This is a genomic window from Zhongshania guokunii (assembly GCF_040892635.1).
Taxonomy (GTDB): Bacteria; Pseudomonadota; Gammaproteobacteria; order Pseudomonadales; family Spongiibacteraceae; genus Spongiibacter; species Spongiibacter guokunii.
This window is the reverse complement of the sequence record NZ_JBFRYA010000011.1, coordinates 26,364-53,271: the sequence shown is the minus strand read 5'-3', so window position 1 is coordinate 53,271 and position 26,908 is coordinate 26,364. Positions and strand designations below refer to the sequence as shown.

Annotated in this window: 21 protein-coding genes; 18 read left to right on the top strand and 3 right to left on the bottom strand. The window is 50.3% G+C overall.

Features of this window, described 5'->3' with window-relative positions; genetic code table 11:
• Positions 1-160: 160 nt before the first annotated feature.
• From AB4876_RS12950 to mtgA, 7 genes are all read left to right on the top strand, one after another.
• Positions 161-436 carry a hypothetical protein gene (locus tag AB4876_RS12950; protein WP_368382158.1) on the top strand — a complete coding sequence of 92 codons (276 nt, stop codon included), beginning with the start codon at positions 161-163 and terminating at the stop codon, positions 434-436.
• Positions 433-2,454 carry a PKD domain-containing protein gene (locus AB4876_RS12945; protein WP_368382156.1) on the top strand — a complete coding sequence of 674 codons (2,022 nt, stop codon included), beginning with the start codon at positions 433-435 and terminating at the stop codon, positions 2,452-2,454. Before AB4876_RS12950 ends, AB4876_RS12945 begins: the two co-directional genes overlap by 4 nt.
• Positions 2,455-2,978: 524 nt before the next feature.
• On the top strand, positions 2,979-4,931 hold the full coding sequence (locus AB4876_RS12940; RefSeq protein WP_368382154.1) for a putative bifunctional diguanylate cyclase/phosphodiesterase: 1,953 nt from the start codon (positions 2,979-2,981) through the stop codon (positions 4,929-4,931).
• A gap of 215 nt (positions 4,932-5,146) precedes the next feature.
• Positions 5,147-5,944, top strand: a complete 798-nt coding sequence (locus AB4876_RS12935; protein WP_368382153.1) for an SDR family oxidoreductase — start codon at positions 5,147-5,149, stop codon at positions 5,942-5,944.
• A gap of 128 nt (positions 5,945-6,072) precedes the next feature.
• Complete coding sequence (locus AB4876_RS12930; RefSeq protein ID WP_368382151.1) at positions 6,073-6,621, top strand: DUF2179 domain-containing protein; 549 nt, start codon at positions 6,073-6,075, stop codon at positions 6,619-6,621.
• A gap of 110 nt (positions 6,622-6,731) precedes the next feature.
• A complete protein-coding gene (locus tag AB4876_RS12925; protein WP_368382149.1) occupies positions 6,732-7,457 on the top strand; it encodes a spermidine synthase in 726 nt (241 codons plus the stop codon).
• Between the two features lie 797 nt (positions 7,458-8,254).
• Positions 8,255-8,950: a monofunctional biosynthetic peptidoglycan transglycosylase gene (mtgA, locus tag AB4876_RS12920; RefSeq protein ID WP_368382148.1), complete on the top strand. Its 696-nt coding sequence runs from the start codon at positions 8,255-8,257 to the stop codon at positions 8,948-8,950.
• A 24-nt stretch (positions 8,951-8,974) separates the two neighbouring features.
• Here the strand turns inward: mtgA and AB4876_RS12915 are convergent, their stop codons facing one another.
• Complete coding sequence (locus tag AB4876_RS12915) at positions 8,975-9,811, bottom strand: peroxiredoxin family protein (RefSeq protein ID WP_368382146.1); 837 nt, start codon at positions 9,809-9,811, stop codon at positions 8,975-8,977.
• A 940-nt stretch (positions 9,812-10,751) separates the two neighbouring features.
• Between AB4876_RS12915 and AB4876_RS12910 the strand changes: the two genes are divergently transcribed.
• Both AB4876_RS12910 and AB4876_RS12905 read left to right on the top strand, forming a co-directional pair.
• Positions 10,752-11,606, top strand: coding sequence for a DMT family transporter (locus AB4876_RS12910; protein WP_368382145.1), 855 nt, complete (start codon positions 10,752-10,754; stop codon positions 11,604-11,606).
• A gap of 79 nt (positions 11,607-11,685) precedes the next feature.
• Positions 11,686-12,120: an ion channel gene (locus AB4876_RS12905; protein ID WP_368382143.1), complete on the top strand. Its 435-nt coding sequence runs from the start codon at positions 11,686-11,688 to the stop codon at positions 12,118-12,120.
• 38 nt (positions 12,121-12,158) lie between these two features.
• Here AB4876_RS12905 and AB4876_RS12900 read toward each other — a convergent pair whose 3' ends face one another.
• Positions 12,159-13,898: a Na/Pi cotransporter family protein gene (locus tag AB4876_RS12900; protein ID WP_368382141.1), complete on the bottom strand. Its 1,740-nt coding sequence runs from the start codon at positions 13,896-13,898 to the stop codon at positions 12,159-12,161.
• A gap of 248 nt (positions 13,899-14,146) precedes the next feature.
• On the opposite strand from AB4876_RS12900, the gene AB4876_RS12895 reads away from it, so the two are divergent.
• From AB4876_RS12895 to choxAB, 5 genes are all read left to right on the top strand, one after another.
• Positions 14,147-15,238 (top strand): CNNM domain-containing protein, encoded by a 1,092-nt coding sequence (locus AB4876_RS12895; protein WP_368382139.1) that lies wholly within the window; start codon positions 14,147-14,149, stop codon positions 15,236-15,238.
• Between the two features lie 108 nt (positions 15,239-15,346).
• The gene (locus tag AB4876_RS12890) at positions 15,347-15,988 is read left to right on the top strand and encodes a DUF2959 domain-containing protein (RefSeq protein WP_368382137.1); all 642 of its coding nucleotides are present in this window, start codon (positions 15,347-15,349) and stop codon (positions 15,986-15,988) included.
• A gap of 35 nt (positions 15,989-16,023) precedes the next feature.
• Positions 16,024-16,272, top strand: a complete 249-nt coding sequence (locus AB4876_RS12885; protein WP_368382135.1) for a hypothetical protein — start codon at positions 16,024-16,026, stop codon at positions 16,270-16,272.
• Between the two features lie 708 nt (positions 16,273-16,980).
• A complete protein-coding gene (locus tag AB4876_RS12880; protein WP_368382133.1) occupies positions 16,981-18,486 on the top strand; it encodes a flavin-containing monooxygenase in 1,506 nt (501 codons plus the stop codon).
• Positions 18,483-20,138, top strand: coding sequence for a cholesterol oxidase (gene choxAB / locus AB4876_RS12875; RefSeq protein WP_368382131.1), 1,656 nt, complete (start codon positions 18,483-18,485; stop codon positions 20,136-20,138). Before AB4876_RS12880 ends, choxAB begins: the two co-directional genes overlap by 4 nt.
• Positions 20,139-20,163: 25 nt before the next feature.
• Here the strand turns inward: choxAB and AB4876_RS12870 are convergent, their stop codons facing one another.
• Positions 20,164-21,189 (bottom strand): AraC family transcriptional regulator, encoded by a 1,026-nt coding sequence (locus AB4876_RS12870; protein WP_368382130.1) that lies wholly within the window; start codon positions 21,187-21,189, stop codon positions 20,164-20,166.
• A 308-nt stretch (positions 21,190-21,497) separates the two neighbouring features.
• Here AB4876_RS12870 and AB4876_RS12865 point away from each other — a divergent pair, with 308 nt between their 5' ends.
• The 4 genes from AB4876_RS12865 to dld all read left to right on the top strand — a co-directional run bounded on the left by AB4876_RS12865 (position 21,498) and on the right by dld (position 26,884).
• On the top strand, positions 21,498-23,954 hold the full coding sequence (locus AB4876_RS12865; RefSeq protein WP_368382129.1) for a TonB-dependent receptor: 2,457 nt from the start codon (positions 21,498-21,500) through the stop codon (positions 23,952-23,954).
• A gap of 232 nt (positions 23,955-24,186) precedes the next feature.
• Positions 24,187-24,744: a DJ-1/PfpI family protein gene (locus AB4876_RS12860; protein WP_368382127.1), complete on the top strand. Its 558-nt coding sequence runs from the start codon at positions 24,187-24,189 to the stop codon at positions 24,742-24,744.
• 27 nt (positions 24,745-24,771) lie between these two features.
• Complete coding sequence (locus AB4876_RS12855; protein WP_368382125.1) at positions 24,772-25,170, top strand: ribbon-helix-helix domain-containing protein; 399 nt, start codon at positions 24,772-24,774, stop codon at positions 25,168-25,170.
• Between the two features lie 22 nt (positions 25,171-25,192).
• Complete coding sequence (dld, locus tag AB4876_RS12850; protein ID WP_368382123.1) at positions 25,193-26,884, top strand: D-lactate dehydrogenase; 1,692 nt, start codon at positions 25,193-25,195, stop codon at positions 26,882-26,884.
• Positions 26,885-26,908 lie beyond the last annotated feature (24 nt).

Sequence of the window (26,908 nt, the reverse complement as noted above, 5' to 3'; positions counted from 1 at the left end):
TGCTGAAACAGATTTTATAAATCGTTAATAAAGCCAACTTGTAAGCCACGATACTTTAGCTTGGCCAACACCGATTTCTTTAAATTCTGCTAGTGTTTTTAATGACCCATGTTGGGGTCGTAGCTCTAATGGAACCATAACAACACAAGGGGTACATAAAATGAAAACTCAAAAGGGCCCGCGCTACGTCGCGGTTTTAGTGCTTGCCTCCACTGTCTCGTGGTATGCCGCGGCTGATGCCGACTGTGACGCTGAGGTAATGACGCTCAATAATGAAATTGCTGCGCTTAACGGCAGTAGCAGTGATGAAATTGAGCAGGCAAAGCAAATGTTGGATGTGCTGAGTGTAGATTGCGCAAGTGGATCGAGCTTAGCGTCAGTGGCCTCACTCGCGGATTCGATTCGTGAGTTACTGGGCATGGGAGCAAGATCATGAACTATTCCCTAATGAAGAAGACGCGCAGACTCACAAGCGCGGTAGGCTTTTTAATCATCGCAATGTTTAGCGTTGCAGCAAGCGCCCATACAGTTCAAATCTGCTGGCGCGATAATGGCGGCGTAACCACATTTTACGCAGGTACCTATCACGGTCCAAATGAAGCGCCTTCACCAGTCGGTAGTATTATTATTGATGGTTTCGATTACCCCTTCACTGGCTATATTTTGCCAGCCGCGTTACCAGCGGATGCCCATTGCTGGGCCACGCCGAGCTACAGCGGTGGCGTACCGGGAAACCCAGATGGCGTTGTTAAATCAGGTGTCCAGCACTTTCAAACCTTTACCGGTTCATTTGCGAGCGCCTTGCACACATTTTCCTTCACTACGAGCACAGCGGTAGAGTACCCATACCCTGGTGAGACTTTCCCTCCGCAGGTGTTTGGCGGTGGCGCGTGTTCCGACGCCGACTTTGACGGCATCTGTAACGACGAAGACGCCTGCCCACTTGATTCGGCAAACGACGGTGATGGCGACGGCCTCTGCGCTAATAATGATAACTGCCCGCTAAATTACAACCCTGGGCAAGCGGACGTTAACTTTAATGGTCAGGGCGATGTCTGCGAGGGCGTTGTCTGCGGTAATGGCCTATTGCAGGGTTCAGAGCAATGCGACGACGGCAATATTCAGGGCGGTGACGGTTGCTCTGGCATCTGTACCCTTGAAGTATCTGACAACCCACCAATTGCCAATGCAGGCGCCGATTTTTCTGTAAACGAAGAAGATTTGGTGCAACTCAATGGCACCGGCAGCAATGATGCTGACGGCGACGTGTTGAGCTTCGCTTGGTCACAGGTGTCGGGCACTACCGTTACCTTGTCTGATCCGAGTGCGGTGCAACCGAGCTTTACAGCGCCAACTGTAGCGCTGGGTGGCGAAACACTAACCTTTAATTTGCTGGTAACTGCCAACGGACTTTCTAGCAATGCCCAGGTAAGTATTACCGTGGTAAATATCAACCACGTGCCGGTAGCCGAAGCTGGCGATGCACAGGTTGTTGGTGAAGGTTCTCCGGTAAGTTTGGATGGTAGCGCTAGCTTTGATAGTGACAGCGATCCAATCACCTATAGCTGGACGCAGCTTTCTGGCCCAGCAGTAGCGTTGACTGGTGTAAATACTGCAACTCCGTCCTTTACCGCTCCCTTTGTGGATGCCGGTGGCAGCCCAGGTGTTGTGGCAACATTGGTGTTTAATTTAACAGTCGACGACGGCTTCTCGCCCGATGCGGCGGCACCGGGGTATAACATTACCGACAATCAGGCGACGGTTTCTATTGATATTACCAATATCAATAACGACCCCGTTGCTGATGCCGGTAGCGATATCACCATTAACGAAGCCAACCCTTTGCAGCTTAATGCAAACGGTAGTTCCGACCCCGATGGCGACGCCTTGAGCTTCGCTTGGGTACAAGTTGGTGGTATCAGCGTTGCACTAACCGATGCGAATACGCCAACACCATCGTTCACTGCGCCGTTTGTGAGCCCAGGCGGCGAAACCTTGACCTTAGAAGTTACCGTTCAAGACGGCTTTGGCGGTAGCGCAACAGATCAGGTTTTGGTGAATGTTCAGAATGCAAATGATCCACCACTAGTGAGCGCGGCGCAGCCTTCTGTAAATTGCATGTGGCCACCAAACCACAAGATGACCGAGGTCAGCATTCTTGGGGTAAGCGACCCTGAAGACAACGCAAGTATTGTGATTGACAGCGTAACGTCTGATGAGTCAACCAATGGCACTGGCGACGGTGACACTTCGGTAGACGCGATAATCAATGCTAATGGCACCGTGTTGCTACGCGCTGAGCGTTCAGGTAATGGTGATGGCCGTATTTATCGGGTCAACTTCACCGCTACCGATTATGAAGGAAGCGCTTCTGGATCCGTCGATGTATGTGTTCGTCATAACAAGAAACAGACCGCTGTTGATAGCGGACAAAACTATGACGCAACCGAGTAACACTTGGCTGCTGCCCGCTAGGGCCTTAGCGGGCTAATAGTGATACATGCTCCATATTGAAGGCCGGGATTACCGGCCTTTTTTGTGGGTGCTATATTCGCAAAATGGCATTATCGCTAAGCCCCTTGTTGGCAATCCAGAACGGATAGCAGAAATGTGGAGTATTTAGCACAAGACCTTAGACCTAGCGCGGCCGCACCTTTCCTCGCACATCACCGCCACCGTCGCAGCAGTGTTTATTTGCCCATTCTCGCTAAATTCACATTAGGCGGTTTAATCATTGCGGTCATTCCCTATTATGGGCAAGATGTAAGTACGTTATTATTACTTTGCAAGTAATGCACTTTGGCAAGAATTAACTTGCATGGGTCATCTTAACGCTCGCAAAGAGAGCAATCATATAAGATGTGCAGTAGCAGTTTTTCTGCATATCGCATCTCAATTTATCGTAACAATCTCATTTATAAGGATATTAAAAATATCTGTAGCAGCGACACCAATGGGTGACGACGCGGGGTAGATCTGTGCACAAAAAGAGTAGTAAGACCAGTTCAGCAAAACTCGCTTCTGCCAACGCGGCGTTGGCCACTGCCAACTCCGAATTGGCTTTTCAAAACAAAGAAAAGGATAAGCGCGCAGCAGAACTGGATATTGCCAACTCTGAACTGGCTTTTCAAAACAAAGAAAAGGGTAAACGTGCCGCCGAACTCGCAACCGCTAACACCGAACTCGCTTTTCAAAATAAAGAAAAAGACAAACGCGCAGCAGAACTTGCTGCAGCCAATACTGAGCTGGCATTTCAAAACGCTGAAAAAGGTAAGCGCGCCGCCGAGCTTGCCATTGCCAATGCGGAGCTGGCGTTTCAAAATGCCGAAAAAGGTAAGCGTGCCGCTGAGTTGGCGATTGCAAACGCCGAACTGGCTTTTCAGAACGCCGAAAAAGGCAAACGAGCTGCCGAGCTAGCCACGGCTAACACCGAGCTGGCGTTTCAAAACGAAGAAAAAGGTAAACGCGCCGCCGAGCTTGCCGTTGCCAACTCAGAGCTGGCCTTTCAAAACGAAGAGAAAGGCAAACGCGCTGCTGAACTAACCATTGCCAACGCCGAACTGGCGTTTCAAAACGAAGAGAAAGATAAGCGCGCTGCTGAGTTCAATACCCTCGCTTTTTATGATCCACTTACCGGCTTACCCAACCGGCGTCTATTAGTAGATAGACTGCAGCACGCATTGGCTTCTAGCTTGCGCAAAGGCTCGCAGAGTGCGGTAATTTTTATTAATTTGGATAATTTCAAAGATATCAACGACACCCTCGGTTATAGCCACGGTGATTTGCTGCTCGAAAAAACCGCGCAACGTTTGAACTCCTGTTTAAACGACGGAGATACCTTAGCGCGGGTGCGGGATGATGAGTTTGTGGTGATTCTAGAAGATCTAGATAATGAACCCATTGAAGCGGCCGCAATGGCGAAAGCCATGAGCGACACCATTTTCTCGGCACTCAATAAACCCTACCAACTCTATCTTCACAAATATCGCGGCACTGCGAGTATGGGTGCTGTATTTTTTGGGCATGACGGTAAATCTGCAGACGAGCTGCTTAAGCAAGCTGGCATTGCCATTCATCACGCTAAGGAAGCCGGCCGCAATACCCTGCGCTTCTTTAACCAAGATATGCAGGACATTATAAATGTTCGCGCCAGCCTCGAACATGAGCTGCGCATAGCGGTTGATAAATCGCATTTTGAATTGTATTACCAAGTTCAGGTGAACGCGGCCAAGCAAGCCTTAGGTGCAGAAGCATTGATCCGCTGGCCCCACAGAAAACACGGCCTGGTGTCGCCGGGTAAATTTATTCCACTGGCGGAAGTTACCGGATTAATTGTGCCTATTGGTCGCTGGGTTGTTGAAACAGCCTGCGCACAGCTTGGTGAGTGGCAAAAAGACGCACTGACACGAGACTTAAGTCTTGCGGTTAACGTAAGTGCTCTGCAATTTCGGCAGAGTGATTTTGTGACGCAAGTTCAAGCCGCAGTCCAGCGCCATGCTATACCCCCAAGTTTACTCAAGCTGGAATTAACCGAGAGCCTGCTGCAAGAGGACATAGATATTACGGTCGCCACCATGACCGCATTGAAAGAAGTTGGCGTTCAATTTTCTTTGGACGACTTCGGTACCGGCTATTCGTCTTTGCAATACCTGAAGCAACTGCCTCTCAATCAATTTAAAATAGACCAATCCTTTGTCCGCGACATTACGACCAATAGCAGTGACGAAGCCATCGTGAAAACCATCATTTCAATGGCCCAAACCCTCCATATAGAAGTGATTGCCGAAGGTGTAGAAACAGAAGAACAGCGCCAATTACTGTTAGCCTGCGGATGCACCGTTTTCCAGGGGTATTTGTTCAGTAAGCCAGTGCCGATGGATGAGTTTGAAGCCATGCTTCGAGACGACCAGAATATGGATAAAACCCTGTAAAATATCTGCGCACTACCCTACTTTTCTGGATTAGTCTGTTTCAAAACTCCTCTTTAGTATAATGTAATCACTCGCTTTTGAATTGCCGTACGGCTTTCTCGAATTAGCCTTAGCTTGTTCAATACAAGTAGGCCTTGGTGTATAACAACAATAACGTCTAAGCCAAATCACCACCTCGGCCAATATACGGCCACGCACGAATTTATGAGGTAAAAATGGAAATAGCCAATAAGACCATTTGGGTTACTGGGGCGAGCTCGGGCATTGGTATGGAGTTGTGTAGACAACTCGCCGAGCGCGGCGCGCGAATGGTGCTGTCTGCGCGCAGTAAAGACACCTTAATTTCTTTGGCGGAATCACTGCCTGGCGGCCTCAGCCGACATTGGGTTGTGCCCTTAGATTTGGCCAACGCAGATAATCTGCTAGCCGCGGTCGCTGGCCAATTAGCCGAGATAGGCCCCGTGCATGTATTAATTAACAACGGCGGTATATCACAGCGCTCGCTCTTTGTGGATACCGAGCTGGCGGTGTACCGGCAGTTAATGGAAGTTAATTATCTCGGTACGGTGGCAATGACCAAGGCGCTGTTACCGGGCATGATTGCCCAGCAGCAAGGTATGATTGTTAGCATTAGCAGCGTAGCCGGTAAAGTCGGCTCCAAATTGCGCACCGGTTATTCTGGCTCCAAATACGCGGTAGTGGGCTTTATGGATTGCCTGCGCGCAGAAACCGCCCAACAAGGTATTCGATGCCTTACTGTTTGTCCCGGTTCAATTAAAACCAATATTGCAGTTAATGCCTTGAATGGCAGCGGCGAGGCCCAGAATAAAGACGACGAGTCGATTATTAACGGCATGCCGGTAGCAAAGTGCGCACAAGATATTATTAAGGCCATGCTTAACGGCCGCGACGAAATCGTGGTGGGTAAAGGCATTAGCGCCCTCGCCCCCACCATAAAGCGGTTTTTCCCGCGCTTTTTCAACCGTATGTCAGCGCGAATGGAATATCGATAGCCATCGGCTCGCCGCCACTTTTGGGCGGCAAACGCGGATATGCAAGCACCTAAAAATACCTAGCAGCGGTTTGTCTGCCCTTGCGCGAGGCTTTATGTTTCACTGGCCGCCAATAAGGGGCTGTCTGTATGGAATTGTTGCTTGATTATCCGTTTTTATTAGTACCGCTAATCTTTTTTGCTCGGGTTGCGGATGTTTCACTTGGTACGTTTCGCACCATCGTTGTGTTTCGGGGCAATAAACTACTGGCCTCTGTTATCGGCTTTTTCGAAATTATGATTTGGTTAATCGCAGCCAGACAGGTGCTAACCAATCTTGATCACTGGTATTTAGCGGTGGCCTACGCCAGTGGTTTTGCGGTGGGCAATTACGTAGGTATTACGATTGAGAGCCGCTTTGCTATTGGTAAAGAACTTATCCGCTGTATTTCTTTTAACCGCGATGTACTTGCCGATAAACTGCGCGCGACCGGTTATAAAGTTGTTTCTGTAGACGGCGATATGGGCGAAGCACATCCAATTGAGGTGCTGTTTATTATCGAAAAGCGGCGCAACATCGGCGAACTTATTAGCCACATTACCACCCTCGACCCGAGTGCGGTTTACTCCGTGTCTGATATAAAAAGTGTATATGACGGCCCCGAGCTTCTGCCCCGACATCGCTTATTGAGAAAATAGCGCTTAGTAGTTTAGCGATAATCCGATTCGGTCAGATCTCTGAATTATGGTAGTTTAGGCAATTATAAAAATACACCTGAGCCCCGTGGCTCTATAGGAAAACATCAAGCATGCCCCTGTTATTTGAAGAAATTGATAGCCAAGCCTCCGCCCTAGGTGAGATCTCACTGCGCAGACGGCGTATGCCCGCCTTTGGCGATCGGGATATTTATGAGGTTAAGCTAGGCGACGAATTTTTAATGTCGAGCATGTTTGTCGATGCCGAAGAGGCCTTGTCTACCCTCGGTTTAGCGGCAACTCAGGGCGATACGCTGAGTGTGGTTGTGGGCGGTTTGGGGCTAGGCTACACCGCCGTTGCGGCGCTCAAAGACACACGAATTAGCGAGCTACTGGTGGTCGATGCTTTAAACACGGTTATTGGCTGGCATAGAGACGAACTGGTGCCACTGGGGAAAATACTCAACGCCGATACCCGCAACCGCTATGTGTTGGGCAGTTTTTTTGAACTTGCTACTGCGCCGAGCACGGGCTTTGATCCCCAGTGCGCGGGCAAAAAGTTTGATGCCATCCTGCTCGACATAGATCACTCCCCCACCGAATTCTTAAACCCTGCCAATGCGGGCTTTTACACCACCGAAAATCTCGCACTTATGGCTGAACAGCTTAAAGCGAAGGGCGTGTTTGCCATGTGGTCGCAAAACCTGCCGGAACCAAGCTTTGAAGCTTTATTGAAAACTGTGTTCGAGAGCGTCACTTCCCACGTGGTGTCTTTTTACAATCCTTTTCAAAATGGCGAATCGACTAATTCGGTGTATGTTTGCGTAAAGGCTGAGTAACTGTGACCACCTAGCGTTTGGCAAGCCACTGCCGCTGAACCAATGCACGGCGACCCCACCAGATACCGGATAAAGTCCGGTATGACGTATAAGAATTAGTCATTTTGAACCCTCTACATCGTCATTCTGAACTTGATTCAGAATCTGTTGCTACGAAGCCGCTAAGGTGCCGCCCAATGAGATACCGGATCAAGTCCGGTATGACGTATATGAATTAGTCATTTTGAACCCCCAACACAGTCATTCTGAACTTGATTCAGAATCTACCACTACGAAGCCGCCAAGGTGCCGCCCGATGAGATACCGGATCAAGTCCGGTATGACGTATAAGAATTAGTCATTTTGAACCCTCTACACCGTCATTCTGAACTTGATTCAGAATCTGCCACTACGAAGCGGCCAAGGTGCCGCCCAATGAGATACCGGATCAAGTCCGGTATGACGTATATGAATTAGTCATTTTGAACCCTCTACACCGTCATTCTGAACTTGATTCAGAATCTGCCACTACGAAGCGGCCAAGGTGCCGCCCAATGAGATACCGGATCAAGTCCGGTATGACGTATAAGAGCCAGTCATTCTGAACCACCCGCATCGCCACTCTGAATACCGCACACCGTCATTCTGAACTCCCCACACCGTCATTCTGAACTTGATTCAGAATCTGCCGCTACGAAGCGACTAAGCTGCCGCAAGAATGCAACCAATGCCGGAATCTTTCATCTGAGCATGCTGTAGACTCACTTTGATCTTTGCCTGTATAAAAAGGGCAGGCAGAACTCACCTTGGAACTTGGCATGGCGACAAAAAATACAATTGCACGGATGCTCTGGCGCGCTGTACTTATAGTGCTATTACTGAGCGTTGCCCTGGTATTGCCGTTTCGGTGGATCAACCCACCAGTCAGCATGGTAATGCTCGAGCGCAGTTTGCAGCAGCGCGGTAACGACTACCACATAAAGAAGCAGTGGCTCAGTTGGGATGAGATACCCCGCCATGCCGCGCTGGCTGCGGTGGTATCTGAGGATCAAAATTTTCCCAAACATTATGGTTTCGATTTAAAAGCCATTCAAAAAGCCTTTGCTGAGCGTGAGCGCAGAGGCAGCCTGCGCGGCGCTAGCACCATTAGCCAGCAGGTCGCACGCAATATGTATCTGTGGACAGGCCGCAGCTGGGTGCGCAAAGGCTTAGAGGTTTGGTTCACGGGCCTAGTGGAATTGTGCTGGCCCAAACAGCGTATTTTAGAAGTCTATTTAAATATCGCTGAATGGGGCGACGGGGTGTTTGGCGTGGGTGCGGCCAGTCGCTACCACTTTGGAATTCCCGCCGCTAACTTGTCTAGTAGGCAGTCGGCACTGCTGGCCTCTAGCCTGCCTAGCCCGCTCAGATACAATCCCGCTGCGCCGGCACCGCATTTAATTGAGCGCGCCAATTGGAATCTTAGCCAGCAGCGCAGATTAGGCGGAAACTCATGGTTAGCCAGCTTAGAGTAGCTTACAGAAAATAAATGCCTACTCTTAAATCCCCGCTTGGGCAAAAACCTGCAAGAATATTTCCGGTTCCGGACGTACTCGATAGTTATCAGTAAGATCGGCAAACAAAATCTTGCCGGCGGAGTCAGTCATAATCACAGTGGGCATGACGGTGTCGCTGTCATAACCCAAGACCTCCATCCCTAATGGCAAGCCATTGGCCGCGGCGATCCCTAGGCGCTTGGCCATTGCGTTATCTGTATCGACCAAAAAGCTCATAGGTGCTTCAAAGCGCTGCGCCAAGTCAACAGTGTGACTTTGCGACTGAGGGCTAATCAGCATGATCTCGACACCTTTGGCAGCTAACTCTCGATACTGGCCAGCAATCTCTTTAATTTGCGCCATGCACAGCGGGCACCAGTTGCCGCGGTAGAAAATCATGAGCATGGGTTTATTCAATTTGCCGGTTTCGATCTCTTTACCAGCGGCGTCAATAAATTCTAAATCGGGCAGTATTTGACCGACACTGAGTATTTCATTATGTCTCTCGCCAAAGCTGGAGTACCACCACTCGTATAAAACCGTGCCGAGCACCCCAGCACCGAGTATCCAGGCAAGGGCCTCAATAATTACTGGCGACAATACTGCGCCGAGCAAGGTAAACAGCGTAATACCTAAAACTGCTTTACTAGCCACTTGCGTGCGCGCAACATTAAACGTAAATATCCACGCAAAAAATGCTAAGGGGGCAAGCATGCAAAACAGCGCCCAATACCAAGCCGCCGCGCTAGGATCTTTGTAAATAGCCCAGCCACTCCGCGCAGCGCCCAGCATGAGCAACGTCATCCACGCTGATATAAATAGTGATTTTAAGCGGTCCATACCGAATTCCTTTACATTATTAGTTAATTGCACAGTAGGCGCGCATGAGCGTATTAAGCACGGAGCAGATGCGTTAATGCAAGTCGCCCGTTCACTGCAGCACCGTCGTTCTGAACTTGATTCAGAATCGCTTGCTACGAAGCTACTAAGGTGCAGCACGAAGAGATACCGGCTCAGGGGCCGGTATGACCAAAAGAGCTTGTCATTCTGAACTTGATTCAGAATCTCTTGCTACGAAGCTACTAAGGTGCAGCCCGAAGAGATACCGGCTCGGGGGCCGGTATGACCAAAAGAGTTAGTCATTCTGAACTTGATTCAGAATCTCTTACTACGAAGCCGCTAAGGTGCCGCCCGAAGAGATACCGGCTCGGAGGCCGGTATGACCAAAAGAGTTAGTCATTCTGAACTTGATTCAGAATCTCTTGCCGCGAAGCTACTAAGGTGCCGCCCGGAGAGATACCGGCTCGGGGGCCGGTATGACCAAAAGAATTTGTCATTCTGAACTTGATTCAGAATCTCTTACTACGAAGCCACTAAGGTGCCGCCCGAAGAGATACCGGCTCGGAGGCCGGTATGACCAAAAGAATTTGTCATTCTGAACTTGATTCAGAATCTCTTGCTACGAAGCTACTAAGGTACAGCCCGAAGAGATACCGGCTCGGGGGCCGGTATGACCAAAAGAATTTGTCATTCTGAACTTGATTCAGAATCGCTCGCTACGAAGCCGCTAAGGAGCCGCCCGAAGAGATACCGGCTCGGGGGCGGTATGACCAAAAGAATTTGTCATTCTGAACTTGATCCAGAATCCTATACCACTAAACCTATGCACGGCAGCCCAACCTCACATTAGCGCAAGAATTTAAGTACCTCGCACAGTGAATTCAGTAAACTGTTTGTCTGGCACTAACTGCGCCGCCAAGTCTCATCCATGGAGTACACAATGTCGCCCCTGCGCCTGACGGTCCTTACTCTAATGACCATGTTGGCCTTTGCCGCTAATTCGCTGCTGTGCAGGGAGGCTTTGGCGGCTGGTCATATCGACCCATCTAGCTTCACCTTAGTGCGTATCGTTTCAGGCTCGCTAGTGCTCGGTATACTGTTGCTCTTCAAATTCCGTCGCTACACCCTAGGTGGTAGTTGGTTAGCGGCAGCGGCGCTGTTTGGCTATGCAGCGGCATTCTCCTTTGCCTATGTAAGCTTAAGCGCAGGAACTGGCGCACTGCTGCTGTTTGGCGCGGTTCAAGCAACGATGATTGGCTATGGTTTATGGCGCGGAGAACGCCTTAGCCGCCTGCAAATTATTGGTGGTATTGCGGCCACCGGCGGACTCATTTGGCTAATGCTGCCGGGTATCGATACACCACCTTTGCTAGGCGCCCTTATTATGATCAGCGCCGGTGTTTGCTGGGGCGTTTATTCGCTAATGGGGCGACGCACTAGTGAGCCAAGCATTGCAACCGCGGGTAATTTCATACGCGCGATTCCCTTTGCAGTCATCATGCATTTACTGATGGGCAATTCACAGCAAGTAACGAACCTTGGCTTAGCCTATGCCGTGGCATCTGGCGCGTTGGCTTCTGGATTGGGTTACGCCTTATGGTACGCGGTGCTGCCCGCTCTGCCGGCAAGCCGCGCCGCGATGATTCAATTAAGCGTACCAATACTTGCCGCAATCGGCGGCATGCTATTCTTAAACGAGGCGGTAACGCTGCGCTTTGGCTTGGCGTCGCTTGCCGTGTTGGGTGGTATTGCGCTTTTTATAATGAGTAAAAAGCAATCAAAACATGCAGAATAGTTAAAGCCCAGAACACTGACTAAACTATTTTGTGTGGTTTATCGCGCTGAATAAAAAAGCTAATCCTTGGTGTATGACTATGATTTACATTTTTTTGATCAATACCATTGTTGTAGCATTATCTGTCATCGTGCATTACGAGTTCCTGTATCGAATCACACTTCATATTCCAAGAATGAACATAGCCCACCGCTATAGAATAGTGATTGGCGTTTTTGGATCCTTGATCGCACATGCCCTAGAGATTTGGATTTTTGCGGTGGCATATTATTTTATGAATCGCGCTGACGGTTGGGGTCACTTAGAGGGAAACTTCAATGGCTCCTTAATGGATTGCGGCTATTTTTCCTTCACCGTATTTACAACGCTGGGCTTTGGCGATATTCAACCCAACGGCGGCTTGCGTTATTTAACCGGTATAGAGTCTTTAACCGGATTAGTACTAATCACTTGGACCGCGTCATTTTTATACTTTGAAATGCAGCGCCATTGGGGCGATGAGACAAAACTATAACTGCCTAAGCTGCTAAGCAATTTGCTCTGCTCGCGGCCTCAGGTCGCAACCTTACCGCTATTGTCTTCATTTCTTCCTGCTGACACCTGAAGCCTTGCCACCGCCGCTTCTGCACTTTCGAACTCTGAACGTTCACTATCTGAAACTTCTGAATCTTGACGATGCGTGTCACACTCCAAACGCGATAGTATTTTTATAGCCTTATACCACTGTTCATTAAGCTGCTTAATCTCAGTAATAAAGTCGATAGCATTAATCATTTGTTCAAGGCTAATTAGTCCTCTAGTGCCAGTACTCAGCAAATTTTCTTTTAATACATCACGCTCGTTTTTAAGCGCGTGATACGTATTTTCTAATTTTTCAAAATAGAGTTCCGAGTCGGCACTTATTGCGGAGTTAAGAAAATCTCGTGACCTATTGCGGTAGGCCTCGATCTCTTGCTCTAAGGTAAAATTGGGTAAGCGACCTAGCTTAGTTCGAGTTTCCAGCGCAGTGCCCAGCACCACCGCGCAACTCATAAAATACTGATCAACGCGCATCAAATCAGAAAGTTGATGGGTAACTTCTTCACTCAAAGAAGCGCGCTCCAAATTTACTATAAAATTAGAGATTACATTTGAAAGCTGATGAACCGCATTAATTTTCTGTTCAAGGTCGTGATTAGCGATTTCAGTATCTAAGGTTTGCTTTGCAGCATCGCCGATGTGAACCGCAGTGCGCTGCAATTCCAATATCAACGCATTTACTGCCAGCATAGGTGCAGCCGCGGTCGTTCTATCTAGGTATCTTGGCTTAGCTAGAGACTCGCCAACCGTCACAAAACGTTTTTCTAAAAACGTGACTAATCGGTTGTTGAACGGCAAAACCAACAGCACGCCGAGGCAATTAAAAACTGTATGAAATAGCGCCAATGACACACCGACATTGGGTGCCAGCTTCATTATTTCCCGCGCCGCTTCCACCGCGTAAAACATCACCGGTAATAGCAACACCGCGACGATAGCAGTGCCAATATTAAAAATCACTTGGGCAGTCGCTAGTCGTTTGGCATTGGGGGTTGCGCCAATCGACGCCAATACCGCAGTAGAGGTAGTGCCAACATTCGCACCAATTACCATTGCCGCCGCCGCATAGATACCAATCATATTCGCAGAAGCCGCCGATATGGTGATCGCAATTGCAGCGCTAGAAGACTGGGTAAGAATGGTCATCACGATACCGATTAGCAAATAGCCAACGACCTCTGCATTGCCCGCCAAGGTTATGGTGCCGAGATCAAAGTTAGCTACAACACCTTCAAAGGCCTGCTGTAGTGTAGATATACCAAGGAAAAACAAACCAAAACCAACCAGCGCGCGGCCAACACCTAAACGCGGGCCTTTATTTTTGGCCAGCATAATAAACGCGCCAACCCCAATGGCGGGCAGCGCAAAGGCATGAACGTCGAGCTTAAAACCGACCATCGCGACCAGCCATGCCGTCATGGTTGTGCCAATATTGGCGCCGTAGATCACGCCTAGAGCTTGGCGCATCTTGATTAGCTCGGCGTTCACAAAGCCTAAAGACGCCACGGTAACGGCGCTAGATGACTGCACAAGCGCGGTCATCAATATTCCCGAAAATACACCGCGAATCAGGGTGTTAGTCCAATTACTTAGCAGGCGACGCAGTGAATTTCCCGCAGCAAGGGTTAAGCCATCGGTCATTAACTCCATGGCAACCAAAAACAAGCCCAAGCCGCCGAGTAAGGTGGCAATAACGGTATAACTGTCAGACATAATTCAGACCTATAAACCCCGCAGCTAAACAATGTTATTTCATCTTAGTCGATTTTCCTGAGAGCGCAGTTGCGGTAAATCAACTTAACCGTATCTAGTAGTCAATAGAGCCCTAACTAGTTAGCTAATGCGCTCAACTACAATCGGTCTTGTGATCTCATGCTGCACGCTGTCAGTAAAGCAAACCGACACTTGACTTTACGCCTCGCCAATGCGGCAATCAGGTTTTATATTTGCGCCGGTTTAACATGATTTTACTACTGATCTATATTGGCATTGCCTTAGGTGTATCTTTTGTCTGCTCTGTATTAGAGGCCGTGCTGTTGAGTGTTACGCCCTCGTATATTGCCGCCGAAGAGCGCGGCGGACACCGCAATGGTCGCCTATGGCGCGGCTATAAGACTGATATTGACCGGCCTCTTGCGGCAATACTCAGCTTAAACACCATTGCCCATACCGTGGGGGCCGCAGGTGCTGGGGCCCAAGCGACAGCCTTGTTTGGCGAAGTGTATTTTGGCGTTATTTCGGCGGTGCTAACCCTGCTTATTTTAATCGTCTCAGAAATTATCCCCAAAACCTTAGGCGCCCTGTACTGGCGTAAACTCGCGCCAACTTGTGGCCTATTACTGCGCTTTGTGGTGTGGTCGATGTACCCTTTGGTGATTATGGCCAAAGGTATTACGCAGCTAATGTCACGTGGCGGACACGGCCACTCTATTAGTCGCGAAGAGTTTGTCGCCCTTGCCGAGGTAGCCGTAAGCGAAGGGATACTCGACCAAGAAGAGTCTGATGCAGTCACCAGCCTTATTCGCTTTCGCTCACTGCAAGCCCGTGACGTAATGACCCCGCGCCTAGTCATTTTTAGCCTTGCCGAAGACGCCAGCGTAAGAGCGATTGTAGAAGCCGACGGTGAGATTCAGTTTTCTCGCATTCCAATCTACAGCGGCGACGCCGATAATATTACTGGGTACATCCGTAAAGACGAGCTAATGCAGGCGATGATTCGCACGCCAGATGCGCCACTCTCTCAGTTGCGGCGCGAAATATTGGTCGTGCCCGAGACGTTGCCAACACCCGAGTTACTGCAAAACCTAATAGAATCCCGGATGCAGATGACTCTAGTGGTAAACGAATACGGCAGTGTTATGGGCTTAGTCACTGTTGAAGACCTCGTCGAGACGCTACTGGGGATGCAGATCATTGACGAAACCGACACCACCGAGCACATGCAAACCTTGGCTCGGGAACTGTGGGCAAAACGAGCGCGGCGTTTAGGTTTTTTTGACGACGAGAAAATAAATGCAGCAGCGGGTGCCAATTCCGCAGCATTGAAGCCATAAGCGCATTGTTAGTACTAACTAATATTGACCGAATGGCTCGGTAATTTGCCGCACTCCGCCATGCAAGCTACCATTAGGATCGATACTAATAATGTTTCAGGACACACCATGCGCATATTAATTTTACTCCTTGCCGTCACAGCAATGATCTCTATCAGCGGCTGTGAGTCCACGTATTACAACGCCATGGAGAAAGTGGGTGTTCACAAACGTGACATTTTGGTCGACCGCGTTGGCGAAGCCAAAGAAGCCCAAGAAGATGCTCAAGAACAGTTTAAAGATGCGCTGAGTGAATTTAGGTCGGTAGTCAGCTTTGACGGTGGCGACTTAGAAGCCCACTACAAGCGCTTAAACGGCGAATTTGAAGACAGCGAAGCCGCCGCCCAAGAAGTAAGCGACCAGATCAACAAGGTAGAATCAGTAGCCGACGCGCTGTTCGACGAGTGGCAAGACGAACTGCAGCTGTATACCAACGCCCGCCTGCGCAGCGACAGTGCCAACAAGCTGCAAGCCACTAAGCGGCAGTACGCCGCCCTGATCAAATCTATGCGCCGCGCCGAAAAGAGCATCGACCCCGTGCTTAATGCCCTTCGCGACAATGTGCTGTACCTTAAACACAATTTAAACGCCTCCGCGATTGGTGCACTCAAAGGTGAGCTGGCCGGTATCGACCGCGATGTGCAGCAGTTAATTGGCGCGATGGAAAGCGCGATTAAAGAGTCTGACGCATTTATTAAACAGCTGAAGTAGACGGGAGCGGTAGCCGTTAACGCACCAAGCCCGTCATGCTGAACTTGATTCAGCATCTCCAGAACACTGCGCCCACGCTCTGCCGCGCCGCAGAGATACCGGATCAAGTCCGGTATGACGTAATGTTGGAGCCGGTATGGCGTAATGTTAGGACTCGTATGACCTACTCCCTGAACTCCCCCAACCCCGTCATGCTGAACTTGATTCAGCGTCTCCAGAACACTGCACCCACGCTCTGCCGCGCCGCAGCGATACCGGATCAAGTCCGGTATGACGTACTATGACCTATTCCCTGAACTCCCCCCAACCCCGTCATGCTGAACTTGATTCAGCACCTCCAGAACACCGCACCCACACTCTGCCACGCCGCAGAGATACCGGATCAAGTCCAGTATGACGTAATGGTCGGGGCGGTATGACGTAATGTTAAGACCCGTATGAGCGATCCCTGAACTCCCCCCAACCCCGTCATGCTGAACTTGATTCAGCATCTCCAGAACACCGCACCCACGCTCTGCCGCGCCGCAGAGATACCGGATCAAGTCCGGTATGACGTAGTGGTCGGGGCGGTATGACGTAATGTTGGAGCCGGTATGGCGTAATGTTAAGACCCGTATGAGCTATCCCTGAACACCCCCAACCCCGTCATGCTGAACTTGATTCAGCATCTCTAGAACACCGCACCCACGCTCTGCCGCGCCGCAGAGATACCGGATCAAGTCCGGTATGACGTCATGTTGGAGCTGGGAAGACGTAATGGTGGAGCCGGTATGACGGAATCGTGGGGTCGGTATGACGGAATCGTGGGGTCGATATGGCGTAATGTTGGAGCCGGTTTGACGAACAGAGGCGACGTGGGACTGGCATGACTATTACTTAAGCTGTCCGAAATTCTACAGTTATGTCCGCCATGCGCATGGTGGTTTTGGTCTGGCCCTTTAAGATATTGGCTCGTAATTCGCTCTGCACCAAAACAATAATAGGCTACAACTATGACCCATGTTGCGCTAGGTATCCCCAAGAGCTGTATTGAAACTCGCATTATTATTATCGGTACCGGCTTCGCTGGGCTGGGTATGGCCATTCGTTTAAAGGAAATGGGCATTGACGATTTTATTATTATTGAGCGCGCCAGCGACGTAGGTGGCACTTGGCGAGACAATCGCTACCCCGGCGCCGCTTGCGATGTGCCGTCGCACCTCTACTCGTTCTCTTTTGAGCCGAATAACGAGTGGTCGCGGGTTTATCCCACCCAGCCTGAGTTAGAAGCTTATTTACAAAACGTCACCGACAAATGGGATTTACGACCCCACATCCGCTTTGCCCACACGCTCACCGGCGCCCACTACCAGCAAAACAGCGGCCACTGGCTGGTCAACACCAGCGGCGGCGACTTTCGCGCGCGCTTTGTTATAAGCGGCAACGGCGGTTTAGCGGAGCCGAAATTACCCGACATTCCCGGCGTTGAAAACTTTAGTGGCCATCACTTTCATTCCGCCACCTGGGACCACAATTATTCTCTAGCGGGAAAACGGGTTGCGGTGATTGGTACTGGCGCGTCCGCCATTCAATTTGTGCCAAAAATTGCGGATGCGCCCGCGAAACTGTCGGTTTATCAGCGCACCCCAAACTGGATTATTCCCCGCAAGGATCGCGCCTATCACCGTCTTGAAAAATGGCTGTTTAAACGCCTGCCAATCACCCGCAAATTATTGCGCGGCAAAATTTACTGCCAGAACGAAATACGGGTTTTAGGCATGGTCTTACACCCCGCGTTAATGAAGATATTTCGTATGATCGCGAGCCGGCATATACGCCGCCAAGTGACCGACCCGAGCTTACGCACCACCGTAACACCAACATTTCCCATTGGCTGCAAACGCATTCTTATTTCCAACGATTGGTATCCGGCGCTGCAAAAGCCCAATGTTGAAGTGCTAAGCAGCGGTATAAAAGAGATCACCGCCACCAGTATCATTGGCAAGGATGGCAGTGAGCGCGCGGTCGATTGCATTATTTTTGGTACCGGATTTTACGCCACCGACAATCCGATCGCCGCCATGATTCACGGCCGCGACGGCCGCGTGTTGGCCGATGTGTGGGCAAATGGCGAAGAGGCTTATCTAGGCTCTAGCGTGCATGGCTTTCCGAATTTTTTCTTTATTGTTGGCCCTAATGTCACATTGGGGCACAGCTCTATGGTATACATGATCGAAACCCAGATTGCCGCCATCAGCCGCGTTTTAACCGCAGCCAATGCGCTAGCTGCCGATGCCGTAGAAGTGCGCGCCGAGGTTCAGCAAGCCTACAATAAAGAACTGCAGAATCGACTCGGCGGCTCAGTGTGGGCAACCGGCTGCGACAGCTGGTATAAGCACCGCTCAGGTAAAATTACCCAGCTGTGGCCGGGCTTTACCTTTAGCTTTCGGCGGCGCAATCGCGATTTTAAACAAGCCGATTATACTTTCTCTAAAGCGCGCGTAGAGGCAACAATATGACCCAGCACTTTGATTACGATGTGATTATTATTGGCTCCGGTTTTGGTGGCAGTGTCTCGGCCCTGCGTCTTAGCGAAAAAGGCTATAAGGTTGGCGTAATGGAAATGGGCCGCCGCTGGAGCCCAGAAAATATGCCATCGACGAATTGGAAGGTATGGGATTTTCTGTGGCGGCCACTATTGGGTTTAAAAGGCTTTTTCAGCCTGCGTTTTTTTCGCCATGTAATGGTCTTACACGGCAATGCCGTTGGCGGCGGCTCCGTTACCTACGCCAATACCCTGCTGGTACCGCCAGAGTCGGTGTGGACCGATGGCAGTTGGCGCGGCCTAGATGACTGGCAGGCCGTAATGCCCGCGCACTACGCCACCGCAAAAAAAATGCTCGGCGTAAATAAAAACCAGCGGCTTGCCGCAGCGGATCACGCCCTTAAAGAAATGGCCGAGCATCAGGGCCGTGGCGATACCTTTTACACCACCGATGTAGGCGTTTTCTTTGGCGATGCCGGCGACACCAGCGGCGGCAAACGCTACCCCGACCCCTACTTTAACGGCGCAGGCCCAGAGCGCCACAGCTGCATTGGCTGCGGCAGTTGCATGACGGGCTGCGTGCACAACGCCAAGAATTCGCTGGATAAAAATTATCTTTATCTCGCCGAGGCCAAAGGCACAAAAGTGCATGAGCAAACCCGTGTTAACGATGTGCGGCCTTTTAATAACAGTAATGGCAAGGACGGCTACGAGGTGTTTACCCAACACGGCACCGCCTTATTTTCTAAACAGCGCAAACGCTTTACCGCCAAAAAAATTATTTTTGCAGCAAGCTCGCTGGGCACTCAGGAATTATTATTTAAACTTAAACAGTCTGGCGCCATGCCCAATATTTCCGACGAACTGGGCAATCGGGTGCGCACGAATGCCGAGTCTTTACTGGCGCTGCGCTTCCCCGGCGGCGAGGATATGTCTAAAGGCGTTGCCATTGGCTCGGGGTTTTATCTCGATGAGTTCACCCACATTGAAGCCACTCGCTACGGCAAAGGCCACGATTTACTCAGCGTATTGTTCACGCCACTCACCCTTGGCACACCGGGTATTGGCCGAATATTTTTATGGTTTTTTACTTTGTTAGGATCGCTGCTGCGCCACCCCATTAAGACTCTGCGCGGCTGTAATCCCTTTGGTTTTGCCAAGCAAACAATTATCTTTTTATGTATGCAAACCGTTGAGGGGCATTTAAATATGCGCTATCGCCGGCCTTGGTATTGGCCGTTTAGCAAGGTATTGCAAACCGAGGGCGAGCCTATTCCCTCGTTTATCCCGGCGGCCAATAAATTTGTTGTCGACAGCGCCAAGCAACTCAATGGCGTTGGCGCGAGCATGGTGTCGGAATTATTTTTTAATATTCCCACCACTGCCCACTGCATGGGCGGCTGCGGCATGGGCAGCTCCGCGCAGACGGGCGTGATCGACAGTCAGAATCGCTTGTTTGGCTATGACAACGCCTATGTCTGCGACGGTTCGATGTTGGGCGCTAATCTCGGCGTAAATCCCAGCCTTACCATAACGGCTTTGGCTGAGCGGGCAATGACGTTTATACCTGCCAAGGACGCGATTTCTGCGGTGAATGAACCCACCAATATTGAAGAAAAGGTCTGATTACACCTGAGCGTAAACTGCGCAATCACGAATCCAAACGTCGGCCCTGCTTGCGCAGCATACCCGGCGTTTGACCGCTCATGCGTTTAAAAGCCTGCGAAAAACTGGATGCGTCGGCATAGTTTAAGCGCTCGGCGATTTGCTCAACACTGAGACGGGTGCCCGCCAACATTTCTTCGGCGAGACCAAGCCGAATTTCATCGGCCAATTGCCGAAAAGACGTTTTCTCGGCGTCTAATTTACGGCGCAAAGTGCGCGAGGTCATGCACAGCACGTCGGCCACAATTTCCATGTCCATCGACATTGGCCGCTGACGCAATAATATATCCCGCACTTTTCCCGACAAGCCGCGCCTTGCACTGCGTTTGGCGATCAGTTCGGAACACTGTTTATCAAGTAAACTGGCCGTCGCCAGATTGCCAACCGCGCGTGGCTTATCTAAAGCACTGCGTGGAAACAGCAGCTCATTGCGGTCGGCAGAAAATTCGACTTTGCCACGAAAACACTGCTCGTATAACCCGGCATTGGCGGGCCGGGGATGTTGAAACCTAACCCACTCCTCGCCCATATTTGCGCCAATCATCTCGCGGATAATAATCATCGCGGCGTGAATTTCACGCTCAATCGAAAACAGCCGCACATCCACCGGCACATCGGCATTATCAAAAACCAGAATGGCGTGATCACCCTGCTCTTCCACCGTAAAACCAGAAAATACAAAGGTGAGTTCTTGATAAGTTTGCGACAATTCCACCGCCTTGCGCGCGGTGGGGCTGCTGGCCAGTGCAAAGCCCCAAATGCCATAAGCAGACAGCGGATAACGTTCGCCAGCGCGCAGCCCTAAATGGGGAAGATGCGGCAGCTCGCGGAGTAAATTGCGAATTACCGTCATTTCCGCACTGGCTTCCACCACGGTTTCGGGGTTGTTCAGACTATTCTGATCCAATGGCGTGTTCAGCAATAATTGCTCGAGCGCGGCGCCATGATCTAGACCCAGCGCCACTAAAATTTGGACACTGGTGATACTCCGACAAAAATCCCAACTTTTCATATTGAAGCTCGCCTAGGGAATCTACTCCACCCCAACCAACGTAAGGTTTGCAGATGAAAGCGTTAGCGTGAACAGTTTTTACCCAAGCTAAAATTAATGTCCGCAAGGTGCCAAAAATGTCCGAAATTCTACATAGCTTATCAATTAGACTGTACTTCGCCTACAACAAATGCAATTCGCTACCACGCCAGCGAATTGCATCCTTAAATAAGATAAATAATAAAAGCTAAACCCTGTAATTAAGCGCGCATCAATCCCAATGGCTGGTGGCCAGCGCCGTATTGCATCGTTAATCCGAGGAGAAAACTGTGGCCCGTTCCATTTTAGCTCGTCCGTCTTACACCAAATTATTGCTCAATACCGGCATCACCAGTTTCGCCCTGCTCGCCGCCGTGCAAGCTGGCGCCGCGCCCGCACTAGAGGAGGTGCTGGTTACCGCCCAAAAACGCAGTGAAAGCGCCCAAGACATTCCCATTGCGGTAACCGGTGTGACTGCCGACATGCTCGACAAACTCGGTTTTGAAAATGCCAACGACGTGTCTGCGCAGGTTCCCAATATGCAGGTCAGCGGCCCCTATGGCGATGTGCAGCCGATATTTTCGATTCGCGGCGTCAGCATGTCTGACTACAGCTCCAACCAAGCCAGCCCTATTGGGGTCTATGTAGACGAAGCCTATTTGGCACCGGTTTACAGCCACGGCGCCAGCTTCTTTGATATTGAGCGTTTAGAAGTATTGCGCGGGCCACAGGGCACCCTCTACGGTAAAAACACCACCGGCGGCGCCATTAATATTATTACCCGCACCCCTGGCTTTGGCGGCGAGGGCGACAGCTTTATCAAGGCCGGCGCGGGCAGTTACGGCGCCACGTCTATCGAGGGCGGCACCGAGCGCGAGCTAATACCCGATGTGTTAGCGGCCCGTATCGCCGGTAGCCTTAAACGCGACGACGGCTATGTGAACGTCGTCGGCCAAGACGCCAACGCCGCTCAGACCGACTTTAGAGGCTTGCGCCTGGGCTTAAATTGGATAATTAACGACAAAATGGATGCGGTGTTAAAAATCACCCAATCCAAGAACGATGGCCTGAGCACGCCGCCGCGCAATGAAGCCCGCACCGACTTACGGGGCAGCGGCCTAGAGGGCGACTCCAACGGCTTTATAGACTACACCGGCTACTCACGTGGCAGCCGCAATCTCGACTTTCACGAGACCGAATCCAACGCCGTCGGCGCATTGATTACCAATAGTGATCTCGCCGTACTCACCATGAACTACAACACCGGCAGCTACACCATTACCTCGGTCAGCTCCTATCTCGACGCCGACTACTACCAAATGGCCGACACCGATGGCAGCCCCAACGGCTTGCTCGAAATTAAATGGTCGTCCGACTCGGTGAGCTTTAGCCAAGACCTGCGCTTCACCTCGAATTTTGAGGGCATGTTTAATGTTATTGCCGGGGTGTATTACGGCAGCGAAGATTTATACATGCAGAATATTTACGATATTTTTAATCAAATACCCGATGCCCGAGTTGGCTACGCCAAGCCCGACACCATTCCCATTTTTCCCTACTTGATCGACTTCGGCATGATCGATCAACGCCTTGCCACCGAAAAAACCAGCGCGGCGGCCTATACCCAAATGCGCTTCGATTTCAGTGCTAATTTCGGCATGGACATTGGCCTGCGCTATACCCGCGACGAAAGTAAATTAAGCTACCTAAACATCTCGCGGCTTGCTAATGACGGCACACCCCAGGGCAGTTACGTGCCGGGCAATACCACCGGCGTCGACAATGCTTGGATCACCCTGCCCATTACCGTGTTTGATATTCAAAACCTACTGGCCAACCCCGGTGATTTAGCCACCTATCAAAACACCGGCTACACCCACGGCGCTTACACCCTCGATTCTGCACCAGAATTGAATGCCCCAGAAAAAGAGTTCACCGGCAAAATTGGTTTAGATTACCGCGTTAACGACGACTTCATGGTTTACGGTAGCGCCAGTCGCGGTTACCGCGCGGGCAGTTACAACGGCGGCGTTTACTACCAACCTCGGCCACTGGAAACCGCCTACGCCTCGCCAGAATATATCGACGCCTATGAAGTCGGCTTTAAAGCCGATATGGCCGAAGGCAGCATGCGCTTAAATGCGGCCGCGTTCCTGTATGACTACACCAATCAGCAGTTCATTAACGTAGTGGGCATTTCCAACTTTTTGGAAAACGCCGGTGGCTCGCAAATTATGGGCCTAGAGGCGGAATTGTGGGCGCGCATTACTGAGCGCCTCACCGTGCAATCGGCCATTGGTTTGCTCGACACCGAGTACACCGAGCTTACCCTCGCCAATACCGAAACCATTGCCGACCAAGAAGATCGCGTGGATCTGTCTGGCAATGAATTAATTTCGGCGCCAAAACTTAACTTCAGCGTTTCCATTGATTACGACTTGCTGATTACGGAATACGGCTATTTAAGTGTGAATGGCAATGCCAACTTTCAAGACGATCAATGGTATAGCGCCTACAACGACCAATACGGCTACGACAATATTCGCCAAGACGCGTATTGGCTGTATAACGGCCGCCTGAGCTGGTATGCCAACGACGGCAGTTACAGCGTGTCGGTGTGGGGTAAAAACCTGCTAGAAGAAGAGTACGACAGCTACGCAATAAACCTGCAAGCGGGCTTTGGTTTCGACCAGTACCTGGCAGGCCAACCGCGAACCTACGGCATGGAAGTGCAAGTTAAATTCTAGGCCTGCCAAGCGCCCGCTAATCTGGCCGCCACGGCCTTATTAGCGGGTACGAGATTCCCCAGCCAAAAATACGCTTCATTCCCCATTCCAATATCAAACAATTCCCCATGTAGTATTTCCTTATTACCCCCGCAATTGGCCGCTGTGATCCAATGGATTTTCAAAATGCTTTACTGATTGAGCCAGCCTCATTCAGCAATGCGGCTAATTCCAACACTAAGAGGGTTTACACATGGCTAAAGTTTTAATCATTACCGGTGATTTTGTTGAAGACTACGAGAACATGGTTCCCTTTCAGGCGCTACTAGCCATGGGCCACGAAGTGGATGCGATTTGCCCTGATAAAAAAGCGGGCGACAGTATTGCAACGTCTATTCATGACTTTGAAGGTGATCAAACCTATACCGAAAAACGCGGCCATAACTTTGTGCTTAACGCGTCTTTTGACGACATCAACCCCGAAGATTACCAGGGCTTGTATCTGCCTGGTGGCCGCGCGCCAGAATACCTGCGCCTAAATGCCAAAGTGATTGAAATTATTCGTCACTTTGCTGCAAACAATAAACCTATTGCCTCGGTTTGCCATGGCCCACAGTTACTCAGCGCCGCAGGTGTAATTGAAGGTAAAAAAATATCGGCCTACCCAGCCTGCCAACCCGAAATGGTCATGGCGGGTGCGCTGTGGGTGGAACTCCCCATGGATGGTGCCATCACCGACGGCACCCTAGTCACTGCGCCGGCTTGGCCTGCGCATCCTGCCATGTTGAAACAATTTGTGGCATTGTTATAAGTCTTAATTAGCATCGAGAGCCTATTTATGTGTCAGCTTTTTATCAATGCCGATAGCAAACTATGGAGCTATCGCACCAAGTCGCTGCGTATTGATGGTGTGGTTACCTCTATTCGCTTAGAAGAATTCTTTTGGGACACCCTAGAAGAAATATCATTTCGCGACCAAATGACGGTTAACCAAATGATTACCAAGCTCTACCTAGAATCCCTCGATGCTGATCACGATATTAGTAACTTCACCTCGTTTTTACGAGTGTGCTGTTCGCGTTACTTATCTCTGATCGCCGATGGCAAGCTCACCAGAGAAGACGAGCTGCCCCTCGGTGAGGTGAATGCGAAAAATATATTAGAGCAAGAGCAATTACGCAGCCGTCAGCGTAAAGCGCTGTTCAGTTCACCTAATTATAAGCCCTCCATTAATTAGTCAAAATTAGGTTTGATAAATAATGTCACGTTCGCCGCTCATTACGTGCTTTAAAAAAATTGTTGGCTCACGCCATGTACTGACCAGCGAACGTGCCACCGCCCCTTTTCGCACCGGCTTTCGTGAGGGGCAAGGCCCCGCCCTTGCCGTTGTCAAACCAGCGACGCTGTGGCAGCAATGGCAGCTACTCGAGGCCTGCGTTAAAGCCAATGTCATTGTTATTATGCAAGCCGCCAATACCGGCTTAACCGGCGGCTCAACGCCGAGCCAAGGCTGCGACCGCGACACGGTAATCATCAACACCTCGCGCATTAATGACATACATGTTTTAGATCAACAACAGCAGATTCTTGCCTTTCCTGGCGCCAGTTTATTTTCATTAGAAAAGACCCTCGCACCCTATGGTCGCGTACCCCATTCGGTAATTGGCTCCTCGTGTATTGGCGCGTCAATCGTAGGCGGTATTTGCAATAACTCTGGCGGCGCGCTGGTCGAACGCGGCCCCGCTTACACCGAGCTCGCGCTCTATGCGCAGGTCAACGACGATGGCACCCTCAGCTTAATCAATGAACTCGATATTGAGCTGGGTATTACACCCGAAGAAATTCTGACAAACTTACAGAACAAAAATTATTCATTAGAGGATATTAAAACCACCAATAAGCTGGCGTCTGACCGCGATTATGCGAATTGGGTGCGCGAGACAACACGGGACACCCCCGCGCGGTTTAATGCCGACCCCAGACGCTTACACAAAGCCAGTGGCTGCGCTGGCAAGCTGGCTGTTTTCGCGGTGCGGGTAGATACCTTTGTAAAAAATGAAAAAGAACACACTTTTTATTTAGGCAGCAACTCCACCCAGGCCCTGCAGCTCCTCCGAAAAGACTTACTTGAAAAAACCGCCAGCCTACCGATTTATGCGGAGTACTTGCACCGAGATATCTTTACCCTCGCCGATGACTACGGCCGAGACACCGTGCTATTAATTAAATACCTAGGCACAAACTGGCTGCCTAAATTCTTTAATATTAAGCGCCAGCTAGATTCCGTTTGCAGGCGCGTACCTTTTTTAAGCCCGGGTTTTATCGACAACATGGTTTACCGGCTGGCCAAGCTATTCCCGAGCCAAACACCTAACGTATTGCACCAGTGGAATAATAGGTATGAACATCAACTAATTCTCAGCGTAAAAGATGCCGCAAAAGCAGAGACAGAATTATTATTAGAAAATATGAAACAACAACACGATGTGGATTATTTTCTTTGCAGTGAGGCCGAGGCAAAATCGGCTTACTTATTGCGCTTTGCCGCCGCAGGCGCTGCCGTGCAATATGCCGCCATACACCATAACCGCGTAGAACCCATCGTCGCCCTAGATATTGCCTTAAAACGCAACGACACAGACTGGTTCGAAACCCTACCCGATGAGCTTAACCGCAAGCTGCTGAATAAATTTTATTACGGCCACTTTCTATGCCACGTATTTCATCAAGACTACTTGGTGCGAAAAGGTGAAGACGTACAAGCTGTAAAAGACGCCTTGCTAGCGTTGCTGGAGAAACGCGGGGCCGAATACCCCGCCGAGCACAATGTTGGGCATCACTATCACGCCAAGCCTGCACTGGCGAACAACTATAAAGCCCTAGACCCAACAAACACCCTGAACGCCGGGATTGGCGGCATGTCTAAAAAATTAAATTATGACGAGGCCTAAGTCTTAGATGACGAAAGCCCTTGA

Excerpts from the sequence above, each read along its gene's own strand:
- AB4876_RS12915 (WP_368382146.1), bottom strand. The coding sequence starts at position 9,811 with ATGGACCGCTTAAAATCACTATTTATATCAGCGTGGATGACGTTGCTC.
- AB4876_RS12895 (WP_368382139.1), top strand. The coding sequence starts at position 14,147 with ATGATTTTACTACTGATCTATATTGGCATTGCCTTAGGTGTATCTTTT.
- AB4876_RS12870 (WP_368382130.1), bottom strand. The coding sequence starts at position 21,189 with ATGAAAAGTTGGGATTTTTGTCGGAGTATCACCAGTGTCCAAATTTTA.
- AB4876_RS12930 (WP_368382151.1), top strand. The coding sequence starts at position 6,073 with ATGGAATTGTTGCTTGATTATCCGTTTTTATTAGTACCGCTAATCTTT.
- AB4876_RS12950 (WP_368382158.1), top strand. The coding sequence starts at position 161 with ATGAAAACTCAAAAGGGCCCGCGCTACGTCGCGGTTTTAGTGCTTGCC.
- AB4876_RS12945 (WP_368382156.1), top strand. The coding sequence starts at position 433 with ATGAACTATTCCCTAATGAAGAAGACGCGCAGACTCACAAGCGCGGTA.
- AB4876_RS12880 (WP_368382133.1), top strand. The coding sequence starts at position 16,981 with ATGACCCATGTTGCGCTAGGTATCCCCAAGAGCTGTATTGAAACTCGC.
- AB4876_RS12890 (WP_368382137.1), top strand. The coding sequence starts at position 15,347 with ATGCGCATATTAATTTTACTCCTTGCCGTCACAGCAATGATCTCTATC.
- AB4876_RS12935 (WP_368382153.1), top strand. The coding sequence starts at position 5,147 with ATGGAAATAGCCAATAAGACCATTTGGGTTACTGGGGCGAGCTCGGGC.
- AB4876_RS12860 (WP_368382127.1), top strand. The coding sequence starts at position 24,187 with ATGGCTAAAGTTTTAATCATTACCGGTGATTTTGTTGAAGACTACGAG.
- AB4876_RS12910 (WP_368382145.1), top strand. The coding sequence starts at position 10,752 with ATGTCGCCCCTGCGCCTGACGGTCCTTACTCTAATGACCATGTTGGCC.
- AB4876_RS12855 (WP_368382125.1), top strand. The coding sequence starts at position 24,772 with ATGTGTCAGCTTTTTATCAATGCCGATAGCAAACTATGGAGCTATCGC.
- AB4876_RS12900 (WP_368382141.1), bottom strand. The coding sequence starts at position 13,898 with ATGTCTGACAGTTATACCGTTATTGCCACCTTACTCGGCGGCTTGGGC.
- AB4876_RS12905 (WP_368382143.1), top strand. The coding sequence starts at position 11,686 with ATGATTTACATTTTTTTGATCAATACCATTGTTGTAGCATTATCTGTC.
- AB4876_RS12925 (WP_368382149.1), top strand. The coding sequence starts at position 6,732 with ATGCCCCTGTTATTTGAAGAAATTGATAGCCAAGCCTCCGCCCTAGGT.
- mtgA (WP_368382148.1), top strand. The coding sequence starts at position 8,255 with ATGGCGACAAAAAATACAATTGCACGGATGCTCTGGCGCGCTGTACTT.
- dld (WP_368382123.1), top strand. The coding sequence starts at position 25,193 with ATGTCACGTTCGCCGCTCATTACGTGCTTTAAAAAAATTGTTGGCTCA.
- AB4876_RS12885 (WP_368382135.1), top strand. The coding sequence starts at position 16,024 with ATGCTGAACTTGATTCAGCATCTCCAGAACACTGCGCCCACGCTCTGC.
- choxAB (WP_368382131.1), top strand. The coding sequence starts at position 18,483 with ATGACCCAGCACTTTGATTACGATGTGATTATTATTGGCTCCGGTTTT.